The 18,296-nt window shown below is 40.7% G+C and carries 15 protein-coding genes; 5 read left to right on the forward strand and 10 right to left on the reverse strand.

Features of this window, described 5'->3' with window-relative positions; all coding sequences use genetic code 11:
- Positions 1-65: 65 nt before the first annotated feature.
- Positions 66-320 (reverse strand): hypothetical protein, encoded by a 255-nt coding sequence (locus GJU39_RS20055; RefSeq protein WP_245228031.1) that lies wholly within the window; start codon positions 318-320, stop codon positions 66-68.
- A gap of 596 nt (positions 321-916) precedes the next feature.
- Positions 917-1,450 carry a GNAT family N-acetyltransferase gene (locus GJU39_RS20060; protein ID WP_154282788.1) on the reverse strand — a complete coding sequence of 178 codons (534 nt, stop codon included), beginning with the start codon at positions 1,448-1,450 and terminating at the stop codon, positions 917-919.
- Positions 1,451-1,637: 187 nt separating this feature from the next.
- Between GJU39_RS20060 and GJU39_RS20065 the strand changes: the two genes are divergently transcribed.
- Both GJU39_RS20065 and GJU39_RS20070 read left to right on the forward strand, forming a co-directional pair.
- Entirely contained in the window at positions 1,638-2,342 is a 705-nt protein-coding gene (locus GJU39_RS20065; protein WP_154282789.1) for a RibD family protein, read from the forward strand.
- A gap of 128 nt (positions 2,343-2,470) precedes the next feature.
- Positions 2,471-4,126: a carboxylesterase/lipase family protein gene (locus GJU39_RS20070; protein ID WP_154282790.1), complete on the forward strand. Its 1,656-nt coding sequence runs from the start codon at positions 2,471-2,473 to the stop codon at positions 4,124-4,126.
- A gap of 56 nt (positions 4,127-4,182) precedes the next feature.
- On the opposite strand, the gene GJU39_RS20075 is transcribed toward GJU39_RS20070, so the two are convergent.
- The 8 genes from GJU39_RS20075 to GJU39_RS20110 all read right to left on the reverse strand — a co-directional run bounded on the left by GJU39_RS20075 (position 4,183) and on the right by GJU39_RS20110 (position 13,172).
- On the reverse strand, positions 4,183-4,905 hold the full coding sequence (locus tag GJU39_RS20075; RefSeq protein ID WP_154282791.1) for an MBL fold metallo-hydrolase: 723 nt from the start codon (positions 4,903-4,905) through the stop codon (positions 4,183-4,185).
- A gap of 261 nt (positions 4,906-5,166) precedes the next feature.
- Positions 5,167-6,555: an AMP-binding protein gene (locus GJU39_RS20080; RefSeq protein WP_209437689.1), complete on the reverse strand. Its 1,389-nt coding sequence runs from the start codon at positions 6,553-6,555 to the stop codon at positions 5,167-5,169.
- Positions 6,556-6,569: 14 nt separating this feature from the next.
- Positions 6,570-6,812: an acyl carrier protein gene (locus GJU39_RS20085; protein WP_154282792.1), complete on the reverse strand. Its 243-nt coding sequence runs from the start codon at positions 6,810-6,812 to the stop codon at positions 6,570-6,572.
- Between the two features lie 39 nt (positions 6,813-6,851).
- Positions 6,852-8,249, reverse strand: a complete 1,398-nt coding sequence (locus tag GJU39_RS20090) for an MATE family efflux transporter (RefSeq protein ID WP_209437690.1) — start codon at positions 8,247-8,249, stop codon at positions 6,852-6,854.
- 10 nt (positions 8,250-8,259) lie between these two features.
- On the reverse strand, positions 8,260-9,588 hold the full coding sequence (locus GJU39_RS20095; protein ID WP_154282793.1) for a lysine N(6)-hydroxylase/L-ornithine N(5)-oxygenase family protein: 1,329 nt from the start codon (positions 9,586-9,588) through the stop codon (positions 8,260-8,262).
- Positions 9,575-11,020, reverse strand: coding sequence for a GNAT family N-acetyltransferase (locus GJU39_RS20100; protein WP_154282794.1), 1,446 nt, complete (start codon positions 11,018-11,020; stop codon positions 9,575-9,577). The genes GJU39_RS20095 and GJU39_RS20100 overlap by 14 nt, the downstream gene beginning before the upstream one ends.
- Positions 10,995-12,524, reverse strand: a complete 1,530-nt coding sequence (locus GJU39_RS20105) for a pyridoxal phosphate-dependent decarboxylase family protein (protein WP_154282795.1) — start codon at positions 12,522-12,524, stop codon at positions 10,995-10,997. The genes GJU39_RS20100 and GJU39_RS20105 overlap by 26 nt, the downstream gene beginning before the upstream one ends.
- Positions 12,525-12,545: 21 nt before the next feature.
- On the reverse strand, positions 12,546-13,172 hold the full coding sequence (locus GJU39_RS20110; RefSeq protein WP_154282796.1) for a nitroreductase family protein: 627 nt from the start codon (positions 13,170-13,172) through the stop codon (positions 12,546-12,548).
- A 267-nt stretch (positions 13,173-13,439) separates the two neighbouring features.
- On the opposite strand from GJU39_RS20110, the gene GJU39_RS20115 reads away from it, so the two are divergent.
- From GJU39_RS20115 to GJU39_RS20125, 3 genes are read left to right on the forward strand one after another with little or no spacing between them, the layout of a single operon-like run.
- Positions 13,440-14,534, forward strand: a complete 1,095-nt coding sequence (locus GJU39_RS20115) for a Fe(II)-2OG oxygenase family protein (protein ID WP_154282797.1) — start codon at positions 13,440-13,442, stop codon at positions 14,532-14,534.
- Positions 14,535-14,553: 19 nt separating this feature from the next.
- Positions 14,554-16,401 carry an IucA/IucC family protein gene (locus tag GJU39_RS20120; RefSeq protein ID WP_209437691.1) on the forward strand — a complete coding sequence of 616 codons (1,848 nt, stop codon included), beginning with the start codon at positions 14,554-14,556 and terminating at the stop codon, positions 16,399-16,401.
- 41 nt (positions 16,402-16,442) lie between these two features.
- Positions 16,443-18,287, forward strand: a complete 1,845-nt coding sequence (locus GJU39_RS20125) for an IucA/IucC family protein (RefSeq protein ID WP_154282799.1) — start codon at positions 16,443-16,445, stop codon at positions 18,285-18,287.
- Positions 18,288-18,296: the final 9 nt, after the last annotated feature.

Below are 18,296 nucleotides of genomic sequence, written 5' to 3' on the forward strand. Positions count from 1 at the left end.
ATATAAGAAAATAAACCCATAAAAACAAGTCAAATAGTTGGTAATCAGATATTTAAACACTTAACTTAATGACATTGGGCGTGCACATGCTGACCTTCATCTACATAAATGTTTTGTAAATAACCTTTTTCCTGTCCGCGGATTTCGATGTTCCTCACCGATTTAATCTGCGAAACATACTCTTTAGTAAAAGAAGTATCGATTTTTAGCGGTGCAGTAACTGCATAAGTAACTACTTCTTCTTTTTCTTCTTTTTTTGAAGTACAACCTGTTACGTAAAGCAAAGCACTCAAAGCGAGGCACATTACATTTCTTTTCATTGTGTTTTTTTGAATAGTTTATCTGATTTTTATCTATCTGATTAATTTTAGGGAAATTAATTCCAGATGACCGCGGTGTTTAAACACCGTCGCCTTCTGTAGATTAGCATACCCTATTTGATTAATACTGGTACGAAATAACTACAGATTTATGAAGTTATAATGAAGTTGAACTTCAGGTTGACATGGAGCAACGCGATTGACAGCGCAATTAAATTGAAATAGTTTGTAACTAAGCGCTGATACAGTAAAGATTAGGTAAGTCACTATGAGCCTACCCTACCTATCATTTTCAAAAAAAAAAGAAAATTTAAAGGCCATAACAAGGTGCTACAACCAGTAATAATATAGATCGGTTTGAGTTACAAATAAGCTAATCTGCCCGATGTTTTAATTAAATTATATGGTCTTAGCGAAACGCTAGGACCAGAATCCATTCATTACAACCGCATTTACTCCACAATAAAAAGCTTGCTAAACTTAAGATACTAATGCCTTAATGTTTTAATTAAATTATACGGTCGTAGTGAGACGCTAAGACCAGGACTCAGGGTTGTAACAGCGTACCAAAACCTGTGATAGAAATACTAAGATCATTATTTAACTAAAGGTGATAACGTTTTACGCATCATAATATCAGTTTGCTCATCATCACCCATTTTAAAAATATGCCGGTCAAAAGCAAAAAACCCATTTTTTTCGTAAAACCTAATCGCTCTTGGGTTTTCTTCCCAAACACCTAGCCATATGGTATCTTTCTTTAATTGTTCGGCAGTTACCAAGGCTTGTTCGTAAAGCATTTGGCCAACCTTTTTACCATGATGACTCGATTTGACATAAATCCGTTCGATTTCTAAAGCCGTATTTCCCTGGTCTTCCGTTTGTGCAGCTCCAACATTTACTTTTAAATAACCTACAGGCAGACTTTCATCCCAGGCAACGAAAAACATCGATTCATTATTATTTAATTCGCTTTTAACTTTTTCTTCACTAAAATTTTCATCGAGGTATTTTTGCATATCCTCTTTTGTATTGCTCCCGGAGAAAGTTTCGTAAAAAGTTTCCTTACCAATCTGTTGAATTGTGCTAATGCTTTCAGCCGTAGCTACAGTAATTGTGATATGCTCCATGTTATTAAATTCAGTTTCCAAAATTATATAATCCTCAACCATCCACCTTTAACATTTGTTAAATAATTTCACTTAAGTAGCTAATTTTAATAATGATCTTTTTCTGATATTAATGATGAAACCCTTCCATAAATCACAAACAAGCCTGTTCTATTTTTTGTTAAACTTAATCTAATCCAAGATTGATATGAAAAAAGAACGCCCATATGTAACCTGCCTGATGATGACTTCAGTTGATGGAAAAATCCTCGGAGAAAAATGGGGCAAAAGTGAGAAAATGGAAACCCTGAAAGGGAAATTCGAACAAGTGCATGAAGAAATTGGCACTAAAGCCTGGATAGTTGGTCGTACCACAATGGAAAAAGACTTTACTGATTTTGAAAAGCCGGTTATAAAGGAAGAATACCCGGCAATAGATCGCAGCGATTTTATAGGAAAACATGATAATTCCGGAAAATTTGCCATTGCTTTAGATGGCCAGGCCAAGTTGGGCTGGCTCGAACCGACCATGCATGGCGATCATGTGATTTCAGTTTTAACCGAGCAAGTGGCAGACGGTTATCTTGCCCATCTGCAGGATATTGGCGTATCGTATATTTTCGCCGGAAAAAATGAAATAGATTTAACAGTAGCATTAAATAAACTACAGAGATTGTTTGGTATTGAAAAGCTAATGCTGGAAGGTGGTGCCCGAATTAACGGAAGTTTCCTGCAGGCCGGATTGATTGATGAACTTCATCAGTTGTTGTTGCCAGTTGCTGATGGAGGAATGGAAACGTCTTCGCTTTTTGAAATCGATCCGAAAGTTAAAGGAAATGAGGCAACCTTAATGAAACTGGAAAACGTAAAACAAATGGAGGATGATGTATTATGGCTTACCTATAAATTTTAATTCTACAGAAATCTTTCTATTTAATAGTAATAGAACTAAATAGTTAGCGTTCCATTTTTATATATTTTAATGCCAGATACTATCTTTACCAATCAGATCCATTGTCAACCAAAATTTTACGGCCTTTCATGTTTAAACAAATTGGGAATTTCTTCCTGCTTACGCTCAGTTTAATTTTCATCAGCACAAATTTCGCGCTTGCCAATCCCGAAAAAGGTCTACTATCAACAAAAAGGGTTGCGGTAACAGGCGGGCGTATAGAGGGATCGCTCACCGCAGATGGTGTTTTATCATTTAGGGGCATTCCTTATGCAGCTGCGCCGGTGGGAAAACTTCGCTGGAAGGCGCCACAACCACTTCTGCCCTGGAAAGGGGTGAGAAATGCAGACGATTTTGGGCCAAGGCCTGTTCAGGAATCGAACCTTCTATATGAATTCAGGTCGAAGGAAATGAGCGAAGATTGTCTTTACTTAAACGTATGGACATCCGCATCATCTAACCAGGAAAAACGCCCCGTTTATGTGTTTATTCACGGCGGCTCGTTCATTCACGGCGATGGTTCTCAGCCTGCATACGACGGTGAAAGTATGGCTAAGCAAGGTGTAGTGTACGTTTCTATCAATTACCGGCTGGGCGTGTTCGGATTCATGTCTCATCCGGAATTGAGTAAGGAGTCTGGTTATGGCGGTTCTGGAAATTATGGATTATTAGATCAGGTAGCTGCTTTGGAATGGATAAAGAAAAACATCAGCCAGTTTGGTGGAGATCCTAATCGTGTAACCATTGGCGGTGAATCTGTAGGCGCCCAATCGGTAAGTGCACATATGGTTTCGCCACTTTCGCGTGGTTTATTTGCTGCTGCGATTGCAGAAAGTGGTTCTTTGATTGATGTTCGCGCATTGGTGCTTCCCTTAAATAAATCAGAAGAACTGGGTACAGAATTAACCACCTTTTCGAAATCGGGCTCTATTGCAGATATGCGATTGATGCCTGCGGAAAAACTTTTAAAATATGTAGAGAAAGGGAACCCACGTCGTTTTAAACCCGTTATTGATGGCTATTTCCTTAAAGAAAACCCGGAGAAAACGTTCATCTCCGGCCGGCAGGCAAATGTTCCGCTATTAATTGGATGGAACGCACAGGAAGTTCCCGCAATGGCGTTATTCCGGCTTCGCCGGATCAATACTAAGAATTACAAAGCCGCTGTAGAAAGAATTTATAAAGAAAAGGCTGCAGATGTGCTGGCACTCTATCCTGCTGCAACAAATGCAGAAGTAAAAAAAGCTTCGAGTGAGTTTATGAGCGACAGACTAATTAATTACAGCAGCTGGAAACTTGCTGAATTGCATGCAAAACAAAAATCTGCTCCAGTTTACAGATATTTGTTCGCTCAACCCCACCCCGGACTCAATCAACGCACCATCAGAGAAGGAAATGCTTTTCAGGTTTTGATTAAAAAACTACTTAATAAAGTAATTGCAGGCACTTCATTCCATGCTTCTGAAATTGAATATGCACTCGGCAATCTTGATGTTCAGGATAATTACGACTGGAAAACGGAAGATTATAAGGTATCTAAACAAATGCAAAGCTATTTTGTCAATTTTATTAAGAATGGAAATCCGAACGGCCCCGGGATAGATCAAATCCAACTCACCAACTGGCCAGTTTACAACGGAGGCAACAAGGCTGCATTTTTAAAAATAGCCGGAAACAGTAGCGTAGAAACGGATACTACCGAAGAGCGTTATTTGTTTTTTCAGAGCCTGGAACAGACAGAATAAGGAAGTATTTCAATAAACGCCGAATTATTTATCAGACAACATGCACGACCTGATCGTTAGAATTTAATAATCTGGTTTTTCATATCATGATAAAGCAGCACCGTCCATTGCTGTTGCTTTCCTTCTTCTTCCCACTTTTGTCGTGCTTCGAGTGCTTTTCTGCCATCGTAATCATTTTTGAAGGCTACCTGAAACTTGAGGTAGTTTCGTTGCGGTAAATTGTCAGCGCCATAAAAAGTGGTTTCTTCCTTTTCTTTAATCCAGAATACCTGGTGATTTGGCGTATGTCCGCCAGAAACCTTGTAGGAAATCTCCGTTGTTATATTTCCTTCATGATCATTTAGCAACACAACATTCGGCAGCAAAGCCAGCTGTTTCAGCATTTCCGGGCGATAGGATGGATTCCCTTCTTGTGCCAGGGCAAAATCCAGTTCGCGCTGTTGAATATAAATCGTTGCGTGAGGAAAACTGCTTATAAATGTCTCACCTGAAAAATACCCGAGGCCATCAATATGATCTTTATGCAGGTGCGAAATAAGGACTTTTGTGACCTGACCAGGTTCAACATTTTCATCTTTTAAACGTTGGCAAACCGGCGGAACTTCGGCTTGATTTAAATTAATACCGGTATCTAAAAGAATCACATCCTTTTCTGTGATAATTAAAAAAGGTTGGATAGCTACTTTTGATCCTGAAACAGGAGATGAAGAATCAATTAATGAAAATACTTTACTCTTATTTACGGTATATGTTCCAAGTTTCAGTGTGATTATTTTCATTTTATCGCTTATTTTTAATGGCTAATCTGAGATTAAAACCACGAAACCCAAACCACAGGCCTCAACAATAGCCAGATCATTTGTTCTTTCTGTAAATTTCTGCAAACCTACTGAAAGATTATTTAACAAAATATTTTAAGAGAAATCGACTGAAATTGTTTGATAAATCAATGATGAACAAATAAGCTTTGACAACTTGAAATAGCGCACCTGTTCTAAAGTTGTCAAAACTATATTAAAAAACATTCCTACGGAATTGCATCACACCAATATCCCATCTTTTATCGCCATATAATCCACCTTTCCATTTGGTGTAAGCGGAATGCTATCCAACAGTTGTGTTTTTACACATGCCGGATGAATTTTCACCTGTTCAAAAAGCAATTGTTTTACCGATTTTTCATCAATTTTATTGCCTGTATAGGCTACAAGCATATGCTTATCTTCCTCGCCTATGCAAATAAACCGTACGTTATTGAACTTTTCGGTTAAGATTTGCTCAATTTCATCCAGATTTATCCTCACACCAAATAGCTTTATGAACCTCTTACTCCTGCCGGTAATATAAAAAAAGCCATCTTCGTCTGCTCTGGCAAGATCGCCGGTTAACAACATGTCTTCCTTTTGGTAGGTTAATAAATCTTCAGCTTTAGTTGCATATCCGCCAAAGATATTTGGTCCGTAATATCTCAATTCGCCAGAGTCTGGATCGATATCCAGTCTGCCGTTCTTGATCGGCTTCCCAACCGACCCCAATTTATCCAGCAGAAACTCCGGAGGTAAGTAAGAGATCCTGGCTGTAGCTTCTGTTTGGCCATACATAGAAAAAAAGGAAATTTCGTTTTCCGCAGTATATTGTCCAAATGCCGCTAAAATCGATTCGTTCATTCGTCCGCCGGCCTGTGTTAAATAACGCAATGATGGATAGGTTTTTGCCAGAAATCCAATTCGTTGCAACATCTCATAAACATACGGAACGCCAGCTAATGAGGTATAACGAAACTGATCAAATTCTTCCCAAAATTCCTTTTCTATAATGGTTTTATTGGTACAAACAATAGCTCCGCCAGCAATGGAATTAGTAGTAAAAACAGAAAATCCGTAAGAATAAAATAGCGGTAGATTAAGTGGCGTAACATCAGCATAATTTACAGGCAGATAATCTACAATAGATAAGGCATTGCTCACTATATTTTGCTCGGAGAGCTTCACAAATTTTGGAGAACCCGTACTTCCTGAAGTATTAATTAGCAATTTTATCTGCCGGTTAACTTCTGTTTTAACCCGATCTTTTCGCTTAAATAACTGATGTGCAGGGCCAGCATCAAAAGAAATATAATCACTACTTTCTACCCTCAAAGGGTCGTAGATATAATATGGGCGATAATGGTTTTCCAGGTTCGTTTTATAATCTCCATTCAACGCCGGACTTAACAAAGCAATGGAAAAATCCGTTCTGAGAAAATTCAGCAAAATCTCTATAGATTTCAGGCCGTTATCCAGATAGAGAAATACGAGCCCGGAAGTTTGATCTATTGCCAAAGACTCGTGGAAATCTTTGGCCGTATGGAAAATGCCCGTCGAAGAATCTATATATCGTAAGGCGTCGTTATTTAAAATCAGGTCGTAAAGGTGAGGCATGTTTTTCATAGGTAGGTCTGGAATTAGTCAAAGGTGATGCGAAGTTTGGTCAGCACTTGTTTCACATTTGCGAAGCTTGACATTTCCAACACATCTTCTATAGCGATGGTGAGGTTGAAGGTCGTTTCAATGGCTTCTACAAGAAACATGTGTGATACGGAATCCCATTCTGCAATTCCCTGGTATTTTAATTCTTCATTCACCTGATCAATTGGGATCGATAGTGCTTCAGAAAATGCATGTTTTAATTTTTCTAGGTTGTTCATATGGAGGAGTAGTTTGAGGTTTTCTCTTGTCAGGAAGGTTTATATTTTAACAGTTTTCCATTTTCCCATTTTAAAAACAGCCACACAGCTGCAGGAAAGCACAATTTCGGAGATCAAAATGGCCAGGAAAATTCCCTTTGGGCCCCATTGGAAATAGATACCAAGAAGATAAGATAGCGGCAACTGAATGATGTAAAACATCAGGATATAAAGTAAAGTCACCGTATTAACGTTTCCTGCTGCGTTGAGTGCTCTGGAAATCACCATGGTGTAACCGAAGAAGAAGAAAGCTATTGACATGTATTGAAGATATTCAGCAGCGTAAGTCAGCACCGCTATTTCATGGGTAAAAAAACGGGCGACAGATTTGGCATAAAACAGCAGAAAAATTGCAATGCTGCCCAGATAGCACATATTAAATACGCCTGTTTTCCAGATCGATGCCTCTGCCCTTTCGGGCTGTTTGGCACCAAGATTCTGCCCGGTAAGTACGCCAGCGGCATTTGCAATTCCGTAGGCTGGCAACACGCTAAACATAATAATCCGGTTGGCGATGATGTAACCAGCCAATACACTTTCACCGAGCTTGGCCACGATAACAATCATGATGAACCTGCTGGAAGAAGGTATGAGATATTGTACCATTCCGGCGGTGGCAAGCTTAAGGAGCCGTTTCATTAATGAAGGAACCATCACCAGCTGTTGCCGGGAGATTACAATTCGCTTATTGCCTTTAATCAGGTACCATACCTGGTAAGTTACACTAAATACATTGGCAGTAACCATGGCAATAGCGGCACCGAGCAAGCCAAAAGCAGGAATTGGCCCTAAACCAAAAATGAGAATGGCGCATAAACAACCATTAAGCACATTAGAGAAAGCTAGGGTTCGCATGGCCATCGAGGCATCTCCGGAGCCGCGAAAAACTCCATTGATCAGTATACGCATAATCATAAAAATAAGACCAGCGAACATGGTTTTCGAAAATACGTTTCCATAGGCCACAAGACTATTGGAAGCGCCGGCGAAATGCATAATCTGCTGATTGAAAATCAAGGCGATGCAACTGCAAATCAAGGATAAAATAATGCCAAGGTAAATTACCTGCATTGCCGCAAGGCCTGCACTTTTAGGTTTCTGCTCACCTACACGTCTGGAAATTACGGCAGTTGCTGCAATACTGAGGCCGGTAGCAACCGACTGAATCAAAATAATTACCGAGTTGGTAATGCCCACCACGGTAATTGCCCTTTCGCCCAGGCTACTCACAAAAAGCAGATCTACCAGTACAAAAAGCGATTCCATACTCAACTCCAGCATGGTGGGTACAGCTAGCAGAAAAGTTGCCCTGTTTACACTTCCAGAGGTGAAGTTTTTTTCAGTTCCCTGCAGGGCTATTCGAAATAAATCAAATAAATGGCGTATTTTAATTAACACATCTTTCGGTTTAAAGGGTTAAATCAACAGCTGATTTGAGGCGGACTGGAAGGTCTGAAGTGCTGAAAGACTGAAATGCAATCCTTTGCTCAACCGCGTAAACCGTTCTTCCGGTAATTTGGTTGATGATTTGTGAATTCCGGTAAGCACCCATTCCCAGATCTGGTGTAGAAATTCCATGTGTATGCAATTCAGCGTTTTGAACAAAAATTTCATTACCTGCTTCATCAATCGTATAGTTTCTACGCACGTCATAGTTCCCGTCGTCCAAACGCCTGATTCGATTCGAAATTCCGGTTAAAAAATCTGGCTCCACATACTTATAGCCGGTGGCGAGGATCACCGCATCGGTATTGATCTCAAAAGTTTTTCCCTGCTCGATATGTAAAAAGCTGAGCAAATAAGACTCATCTTCCTCCTGAATATCGTTTAACCGGGCGTTGGCCATCAATACCACTTTATGGGCTTCATCACTAAGATCCATGGCGTATAAACTGTTATAAATTTGATTGATCAGGTCTGCGTTTATGCCTTTAAACAAAATACCCTGGCGGGAAAGCACATCTTTCCGCTGCATTTCAGGCAGGTTATGAAAATAATCAATGTAATCTGGCGAGGTGAGTTCGAGCGTTAACTTAGTGTGGTTTTCCAGAGGGAAAAAACGTTCCGAACGGGTAAACCAGTTGAGTTTCATTCCCTTTTTAACTTCAGGTAACAAATCCTGAAAAATCTCCGCAGCGCTTTGTCCGGAACCAATAATGGTGACCGATTGCTTTTGGACTAAACTATCCTTATGGTTGAGGTATTGAGAAGTGTGAATTACATCCTGCAACGATTTTTTCTTAACAGCAGGCGGAATATATGGGCTTGTACCTGTACCTAAAACCAATTTGTAAGTTTGCCAGGTGTTCGTATCGCCAGAACGTATATCCCGGGCAGTTACATGATAAACGGCGTTTTCATAAATTACCGACACCACTTGCCTGGAGAATAAACAATTGGTCAATTGCCCTAACACCCACTTACAGTAGGCATTATATTCCTTCCTGAAAATAAAAAAGTTTTCCCGGATATAAAATTTATAGAGGCGGCCAGTGAGTTTCATATAGTTCAGGAAACTGTAGGGACTGGCCGGATCAGCCATCGTTACCAGGTCGGCCATAAAAGGAACCTGCAGGGTTACCTCATCCAACATTAAACCAGGGTGCCAGTTAAACTCATCAGACTGATCAAGAAAAAGCGTATTAAGATCTGCTATGGGTGCCGATAATGCAGCAAGGCCCAAATTAAACGGACCAATCCCAATTCCGATGATATCGTAAATTTTAGTTGTGTTCATTGATAAATGTTTTTAATGAATGATGATGATTCTGAGGGAATTTTTCCCAATACCACTCCCGCAAACAGAAATTGAGGTATGCCTTTTTATGCGGCATTTCGATAATGTGCTGCAGCTTAAAGCCCACCTGTACTTTATTCATTAGTGCTGCCCGCGATTCAACAGAACCTTCTCCAACTAATCTGCCTACTTCAGGTTGCATAAAAAGCCACTCTACAATGGTTCGTGTAATGAGCGATGGGAATTTCTTTTGCTTATCTGTCGGGGCGATGAATAAATGTGTGCCGTAATCTGAAGGCAAAACGTCGTAATAGTCGCCAAGAATATCCCTTGCAGCCCAATATATTTCGAAATTGAAAGTTGCTTCTCCGTTAACTTCGCCAATATAACTGTGTGAAATTCCCTCTGCCAACAACGTCCGGTAAAAGTCCTCAAGTGCTTTCAGGGACCAGTCCATTTTCCATATTGTTTTAGCATGGTCTGAATGGAACCACTGATGTACCATTGGCAGGTCTTTTTCAAGATCAAAAGGCCTGATGCTGATGGCTACCGCTTCCTGGGCAAAATAACGGTAATAAACCTGTGCGTTCGATGTTGGAACGAGCAATTTGGAACTATAGAAATATTGATGCAAAGGATTGTAAACCGATCGCACATATTGGCCAGCACAACTAAATAAGTCTCCCTTAATTTCTACGCGCCGTTGCTGGAGCAAGGTTTTGATTGCCTCACCGTGTTCCTGCTGCAGAAAAGATTGTAACCGGAGGTAAACATCTTTCAACATCTCCCGCTCTTCTAAAATTTTCTGGTTCCCTAAAAAACTCACCAGCAAGAAAACTTCATCAAGTTCAGATTGAGTCAATGGCTGTTCCATTATTCCATTCAGGTACTGCCGAAACCAGGACGTTGCTAAATCATGAAGTAGCGATTGATCTCCCATAGCCATCGATTTAAACCTTTCGATTACAGGGAAAAAGCGTTCCTCCAGGGCTGTATGACAAATAATTTTCTGCCCGGCAATTGCTAAAGCATGTGATGATGATAAGGCTTGATCAATTGGCGGCCATTCCGGATAAAGAACCTGAACTTCGGCAACCGCCAATTCTAAAAATTGAGTTACATCAATCCCTGTTACTTCGTCCTTTTCCACATCAATTGCAAATCCCGGAAATTGAAAAACATGGTTTCCGATTTCGCTGAAATAAACCAGCGGAATAAAAACAGCAGCGCCACTGGCAGGAAAGTTAATTTTCAAGTGCAAATCCAGGCTGCTTTTTCTGAGTGCTTTCGCCAATGGCTCATGGTATTTAGAGATTCCCATGTATCGTGTCCAGCTGCTAAATTCAAGGCAGTATTGGTTCACAATAGCAGTAAAAACCCGGCCGTCTCCATCGGCAATTGGCCCACTATTGTGCTGGATATGCTGCTCCATAATTTTTGATGATGCTTAATATATGCTGAATATCATGGATCGTGGTAATGGGATTGAAGATGGTAAACTTCAGGTAGAAATGGCCATCTACTTTTGTACTGGCCACCAATACCTCACCCGTATGAAACATTTTCTTCTTGATGTATTGATTTAATGCACAAATATTTACCCCTGACTGATGGACTGGCTTATACCTAAAAACCAGGACACTGATATCAGAAGTGCTCAACAATTCCAGTTCAGGATCAACATCAATGATTGTGGCCGCTTCCCTTGCGGTAGCGATTATAGTATCCATGTAATGCCCAAGTTTACTTCTGCCCAACAACCTGAGGGTAAACCATAATTTAAGGGCATCAAATCTTCTGGTACTTTGTGTAATCGATTTATTAATTTGTGCCGGATACTCTTCGTAATCCTGTTCTTTAGGGTTCAGGTAATCTGCATGATGCCTGATGATTTCCAGTGAAATTTTATCGCGGACAATAAATGCACTGCTGCTAATGGGCTGAAAAAAAGACTTATGGTAATCTATGGTAACAGAATCGGCCTTTTCGATACCCGCCAGTAAGTGCCTGTGCTGATCTGTAAGCAGTAAACCGCAGCCATATGCTGCATCTACATGCATCCATATCTTATATTTCGCTGCTAAATCACTGATGGCTTCAAGAGGATCGACGTTTCCAAAATCGGTGCTGCCGGCTGTAGCGACAATTGCAAAGGGAATATTACCACGCTCCCGCTCCTGCAGTATTGCCTTTTCAAGTGCATCTGCCTTCATTCTGAACCGGCTATCCGTTTCTACCTGGATTACCCCCTGCTCTCCCAAACCTAAAAGTGAAGCATTTTTCTGATTGCTGAAATGCGATTTATCAGAAACAAAAACCCTGAAACGGGAAGCTTCGGGAGGGTTCCCGTTCACTTTTATATTGTGGTTTAAATGGTTTTGTGCAAAACAATCCCGGGCGAGTAACAGTCCCATTAGGTTACTTTGAGATCCGCCGCCGGTAAAAACGCCATCCGCCTGCTCGCCAAAACCAATTTGTTCAGCAGTCCAGTTGATTAGTCTTCGCTCCATTAAGGTTCCGCCGGCACTTTGGTCCCAGGTATCCTGCGAAGAATTGATGGCGCTGATGAGAACCTCTGCCGCAAGCGCAGGAATTACCACCGGGCAGTTGAGGTGTGCGATGTAGTTAGGGAGATGGAAAGCGGTAGCATGATCTACATACAATTCCTGAACTTCCTGAAACAATGCGTCATAATCCGCCAATGGAATATCAAATTCAATCTTTTTAAACTGCTCGCCCAGCTGGATCGGCGTAATGCCACTGAATGGTTTTTGCTGCTGATTTAGAAATTTAAGAACCACTGTCTTGGCATGGTCTATAGCCTGGCTGTAGGAATCCGCTGTATGTTGATGAAAAAGGTCTTGAAAACCGGAGGGTTCGGCCATAACATTCGAGGTCTGATCTGCGATGAGATCTGGATAAAGTATATTTTTCATAGTATAGAGGTTGGTTTCAGGTTAGGAGCGCCAGCTTACTTTTTGATTGATAGGTGTCCGTTTCTTTTGAACATGCACGGCTGCACCACTGGGATAGCCCATGAAAAACAGGCCCAGCGACTGCTCATTTTCGGCCAGGCCAAGCGTTTTAACGTAATCTATAGCAGATCCGCCAGTTGCCCAGTAAGAAGCAATGTTAAATGAAGTGGCACTGATTGCCATATTTTGTACCGCACAAGATATGGCAGCAAGTTCTTCCCACTCCGGAATATTCACCTTCTTGCTCTTAACAAAAATGATCGCAATCATACAAGCCGCTTTTAGTGGATAGTTTTTCAGGTAATTATATTTCGCCAGCTTCTTGTCGGCATCAGGTATATCCTGATACAAATGCTGATAATATGACCCCATATACGTACCATACTTAACCAGCTGACGATCAGTTAACACGATGAACCGCCAGGGTTCGGTCATTTTATGGGTTGGTGCCCAGGTTGCGTTGGTAAGGATTTCCAGTAGTTCTGCCTCTGGAATGGTGCCTTCCTGATATTGATCAGCATAAATACTTCGCCTTTTTCGAATGTAACGGGTAACTACTTCGCAATCCCGACGCCGTTCCGTATCAGTAAAATTAATCTCTTTTCTCATGGTAGATGGAGGATTTTTGTACGCTAAAAAATAAATAAGAAATATTAGTTGTTATTTAGACTAATTAAAAATAGATTTGTTCGCAATAATAGCTATTTAGACTAATTAAACATAATAAAAAATACAAATTTATAATCCGTCAAATAATTTTATTTAAAAAACAACCATTTAAGCCTGATTTAAAGGCATTTAATCAGAATAACGCCTGATCAGAAATTGATAAATCAATGATGTAAAATTTTTAACTACCTCTAAAAACCTACCGATATGAAATTAAAAAATGAAGACCTCCCCCGTAAATTACCGCCAATGGCGCCATTAATAGTTGAAGTTTCACCAATTGAAAGAGCCATTATTAAAAGTTCAGCCTTACAGCTTCAAAAAGAATTCGGGCATTATGAGTCGCCTGAATATATTACTGCCCTGCATTTAAATGCTTACAATTTACTTCCTGAACGCATTGCTGCATTACTCACAAATCTGAGTACCGACTTTTCCAGTGCGCAATACGGTGCAATTGTTTTTAAGGGCCTCGCTGATGTAGACCAGGATGCTTTAGGTCCAACGCCAGCATCATGGAAGGAATCAGATGATAACAAACTAAATTTATATGGATTTATTTCTTCCCTGCTTCATGGCGCTGTTCCTTCCAAACCTGTTCAATATTATGTTCAGCGCAAAGGCGGAGGTATTTTGCACGCCATTATCCCGGAAGAAAACATGTCTTTCTCTCAAACCGGAGCTGGTTCAAAAACAGATCTTTTTGTACATACCGAGGATGCATTTTTATATCATCCGGCAGATTTCTTAAGCTTTTTATACCTCAGAAATGAAGAGCAGGTAAATTCTACTTTATATTCCATCCGATCTCATGGAGAGCCGGATGAGCTGATGAAAGCACTTTTCAGAAATATTTATAAGTGCCCTAAAGATGCCAATTTCGACGTTGAGGAAGCGTTGGGAGCGCAAGAAACCACTTCCGTTTTATATGGAAATGCCAAGCGCCCTTTCATCCGGTTTGATGCCGCCGAACAAATTTATAATGAGCAGGCTGATCAGACACCTGAGGCGCTGGACATTCTAAAACAGTTCTGGGCTAAAGCCAAACTGCTTATCTACGACCAGTTTATACCCAATGCCGGCGACTTGATTTTTGTAAATAATCATTTGTGTGCCCATGGCAGAACAGCTTTTAAGGCTGGCGTCAAAGCAGTTGATGGAAAAATTATACCCTGCGAACGCAGACAGATGCTTCGCATGATGAGCAAGAGCAGTTTGATTCACATGCAATCGCTGGCGCACCCTGAAAATCCTTTCCTGATTATGGAAGATCACTATGGCAAAGTAATCACAGCACATTAATTCTCCGAAAATTTAACCTATGCAAACACAACCGAACATGAATAGCACTGAAAATAATCAGTTATCCCCCGAATCTGCCATTGCCCATTTAGAACCACAAATATGGAAGAAGGTAAACCGCCTGCAAGTGCGGAAAATGCTCTGCGAGTTTTCTCATGAGCTACTTCTGGTGCCGAAACTAAAGCGTATTCACGGCAAATGGGGGTTGTATACTTTAGCCACTGCTGATGGTGAAACAGAATATCAGTTCCTGGCGCAGGTTCTTGGATTAGACCATTGGCACATCGATACCGATTCCATCACTAAAATTATCGATACGAAAATAGTGGAGCTGGATGCCATTGCTTTTATCATAGAATTTAAAAAAGATCTCGGTTTTACCGATGTCAATCTTCCTACCTACCTGGAGGAGATTATCAGCTGCCTGTACGGAAGCGCCTATATGCACGCCAATGCGAAACTAACAGCTAAAGATTTAACAGCCGCAAGTTATGCGGATACAGAACATGCCATGATTGCCGGACATCCGTGTTTTATTGCAAATAGTGCCAGGATTGGTTTCGATGCGATTGATTACCAAAACTATAGCCCCGAAGCAGCTGCGCCGCTTTCACTAATCTGGGTAGCCGGCCACCTGGATTGCACAGAATTTACAAGCATTTCTCCCCTCACCTATCAGCAACTCTTAAAGCAGGAACTGGATGAAGAAACCATTCAGCTATTTAATAAGGAATTGCTTAAAAAGAACCTCAACCCTACATCCTACCTCTTCTTCCCTATCCATCCATGGCAATGGTTCAATAAACTTATCCATCTTTTTGCCCCGGACATTGCAGCTTCCAAACTAGTTTGCCTGGGCTATAGCAAAGACCATTATCTACCTCAGCAATCTGTACGCACCTTTTTTAACGTAAGCAACACCAGTAGGTTTTATGTAAAATCTGCACTCTCGATTTTAAATATGGGTTTTATGAGAGGCCTTTCGCCATATTTTATGCGCACCACTCCTGCCATTAACGAATGGGTATCTGAAATTGTAAATAACGATGCTTATCTGCAACAAAAAGGCTTTACGGTTTTGAAGGAGATTTCCACGGTGGGTTATACCAATCATCACATCGAAAAAGCTATAAAAGCTGATAGTCCCTATAAAAAAATGTTGTCAACACTTTGGCGGGAAAGTCCGATGGATAAAATAGCACCCGGTGAACGTTTAATGACCATGGCTGCTTTGTTGCACGTTGATGCACATGGAAATGCACTCTTGCCCGAACTCATTAAAAGTTCTCCGCTGGATACCAGACAATGGCTGGAAAGTTACCTTCAATGTTATTTGAGTCCGCTGTTGCACTGTTTTTATTTCCACGACATGCGTTTTATGCCACATGGAGAAAACCTGATCCTGGTATTTAAGGATAACGTTCCGGTACGATCGATTATGAAAGACATTGGCGAAGAGGTTGCGGTAGTAAATCAGCAAAAGGAATTGCCGGAAATTGTAAAAAGAATTATTATTCCCGTTCCTGAAGACCTGAAAATCCTATCCATTTTTACGCAGATTTTCGATTCATTCTTCCGCTTTTTAAATCATATTCTGGTAGAACATGTGGCATTTCCGGAAGAACAATTTTGGAGCCTGGTAGCCGATTGCATTACCGAATATCAATGTGAATACCCTGAGCTGGAAGAAAAATTCCGAAAATACGACCTGTTTGCTTCGGAAATTATAAAAACCTGTTCGAACCGACTGCAAATGCAAAACAGTCAGAAAATGCTTGATGGTGCCAATCCATTTAAAAATCAAAAATTTGCCGGCATCTTAAAAAATCCGTTAGCTGCTTACCAAATCAACCTTACGCAGAAATAATCTTCCTACAACAAACCGATCTAACCTTAATTCTGAAAAACATGAATATACCAACATTGGTTACCCCAACCCAAGCTTCTTTGCACCTTGAAAAACCTGTTTGGGATCAGGTAAACCGACTCCATCTTCGAAAAATAATTGCCGAATTTTCACACGAACGGATTATTGTGCCTCAACATACTGCTGATGAAAATAACTGGGGACATTATGTCTTAAAGGATAAAACGCAGGAGATTGCTTATATTTTTCGTGCAAAAATCCTTGCCCTAAACCATTGGTACATTGATACGAATTCGCTGGAAAAACAAATAAATGGTGTTCCCGCCGAAGTTGATGTAATCAGTTTCCTGATTGAATTTCAAAATGAGCTTGGCATCTCCGATGAATCATTTCCGGTTTACCTGGAAGAGGTTTGCAGCACATTAAGCGGAAGCTCCTACCTGAATTTCTATGGCAAACCAACATCCGAAGATTTGCTCACATCGGATTATCAGCAAACTGAATCTACCATGACCGGGCATCCGCGTTTCATTGCCAATAATGGGCGGATTGGTTTTGATGCCAGCGATTACCGGGAATATGCTCCGGAAACAGCAACACCTTTTTCGTTAGTTTGGTTAGCCGGCCATAGCAGTACCGCCGTATTTACCGCCGTTTCTACACTAGCGTATGAGCAGGTAATTTCACAAGAACTCGGAGCAGTAAACCTGCAACGCTTTAATGATATCCTGATCAGCAAAAAGCTAAACCCAAAAGAATACTTCTTTATCCCGGTGCATCCCTGGCAATGGTTTAATAAGCTATCGAACATTTTCGCGGCAGATATTGCCACACAACAACTGGTTTGCCTTGGATACAGCGATGATGAATACCTCCCGCAGCAATCAATCAGAACGTTTTTTAATGTAAGTAACCCTAAAAAGTTTTATGTAAAAACGGCACTCTCGGTACTCAATATGGGCTATATCAGGGGTTTATCGCCGAAATTTATGAAAACAAACCCACCCATTAATGAATGGATTTATAATTTGGTGGAGAATGACCGTTACCTTAAAACAAAAAAATTCTTAATACTGAGGGAAATAGCCAGTGTAAGTTTTGCACACCAATATTATGAAGCGGCGATCAGCGAAGACAGCCATTACAAAAAAATGCTGGCTTGTTTATGGAGAGAAAGCCCGGTGAGCAAATTAACTGAAAACCAACGACTGATTACGATGGCTGCATTGCTCCACATTGATAATAACGGAACTGCTTATCTGCCCACCCTCATTCGCGCCTCCGGCTTAACCACATCAACCTGGTTAAAAGCCTACTTCGATTGCTACTTAAGTCCGCTGATACACTGTTTTTTTAAGTGGGATATGGTATTTATGCCGCATGGTGAAAACCTGATTATGGTACTTGAAAACCATATCCCAGTACGGGCCATTATGAAAGATATTGGCGAAGAAGTGTCTTTACTTAATACTGCACATCCTGTTCCGGAAGCGGCTCTGAGGCTATCTGTAACCGTTCCGGAGGCTGCTAAAACTTTGCCGCTGTTTACACAGATATTTGATTCCATTTTCAGGTTTATTTCAGCCATTCTGGTTGAGCATGATGATTTCAGTGAAAACGAATTCTGGAAACTGGTTGCAGATTGTATTCTCGATTATCAGCAGGAACACCCGGAATTTAATGATGACTATCAGAAATATGATTTATTTATCAGCGAGTTTAGCCCCGATGCGTTGAACAGGCTTCAGCTGAACAATAACCGCCAGTTGCGAAACCGTGCAAATCCATTCCAAGACCTTCCGTATATCGGAAATATAGACAATCCAATTTACCGCCACCGACACGGAGCTTCACACCAGGGATATGTCGGTGATCAAAAAGAATAAACACAATTA

The sequence above is a fragment of the Pedobacter petrophilus genome (assembly GCF_009674725.1).
Classification (GTDB): Bacteria; Bacteroidota; Bacteroidia; order Sphingobacteriales; family Sphingobacteriaceae; genus Pedobacter; species Pedobacter petrophilus.

Coding starts and splice junctions, on each gene's coding strand:
- GJU39_RS20060 (WP_154282788.1), bottom strand. CDS start 1,450: ATGGAGCATATCACAATTACTGTAGCTACGGCTGAAAGCATTAGCACA.
- GJU39_RS20115 (WP_154282797.1), top strand. CDS start 13,440: ATGAAATTAAAAAATGAAGACCTCCCCCGTAAATTACCGCCAATGGCG.
- GJU39_RS20085 (WP_154282792.1), bottom strand. CDS start 6,812: ATGAACAACCTAGAAAAATTAAAACATGCATTTTCTGAAGCACTATCG.
- GJU39_RS20110 (WP_154282796.1), bottom strand. CDS start 13,172: ATGAGAAAAGAGATTAATTTTACTGATACGGAACGGCGTCGGGATTGC.
- GJU39_RS20065 (WP_154282789.1), top strand. CDS start 1,638: ATGAAAAAAGAACGCCCATATGTAACCTGCCTGATGATGACTTCAGTT.
- GJU39_RS20070 (WP_154282790.1), top strand. CDS start 2,471: ATGTTTAAACAAATTGGGAATTTCTTCCTGCTTACGCTCAGTTTAATT.
- GJU39_RS20095 (WP_154282793.1), bottom strand. CDS start 9,588: ATGAACACAACTAAAATTTACGATATCATCGGAATTGGGATTGGTCCG.
- GJU39_RS20100 (WP_154282794.1), bottom strand. CDS start 11,020: ATGGAGCAGCATATCCAGCACAATAGTGGGCCAATTGCCGATGGAGAC.
- GJU39_RS20075 (WP_154282791.1), bottom strand. CDS start 4,905: ATGAAAATAATCACACTGAAACTTGGAACATATACCGTAAATAAGAGT.
- GJU39_RS20125 (WP_154282799.1), top strand. CDS start 16,443: ATGAATATACCAACATTGGTTACCCCAACCCAAGCTTCTTTGCACCTT.
- GJU39_RS20080 (WP_209437689.1), bottom strand. CDS start 6,555: ATGAAAAACATGCCTCACCTTTACGACCTGATTTTAAATAACGACGCC.
- GJU39_RS20105 (WP_154282795.1), bottom strand. CDS start 12,524: ATGAAAAATATACTTTATCCAGATCTCATCGCAGATCAGACCTCGAAT.
- GJU39_RS20120 (WP_209437691.1), top strand. CDS start 14,554: ATGCAAACACAACCGAACATGAATAGCACTGAAAATAATCAGTTATCC.
- GJU39_RS20055 (WP_245228031.1), bottom strand. CDS start 320: ATGAAAAGAAATGTAATGTGCCTCGCTTTGAGTGCTTTGCTTTACGTA.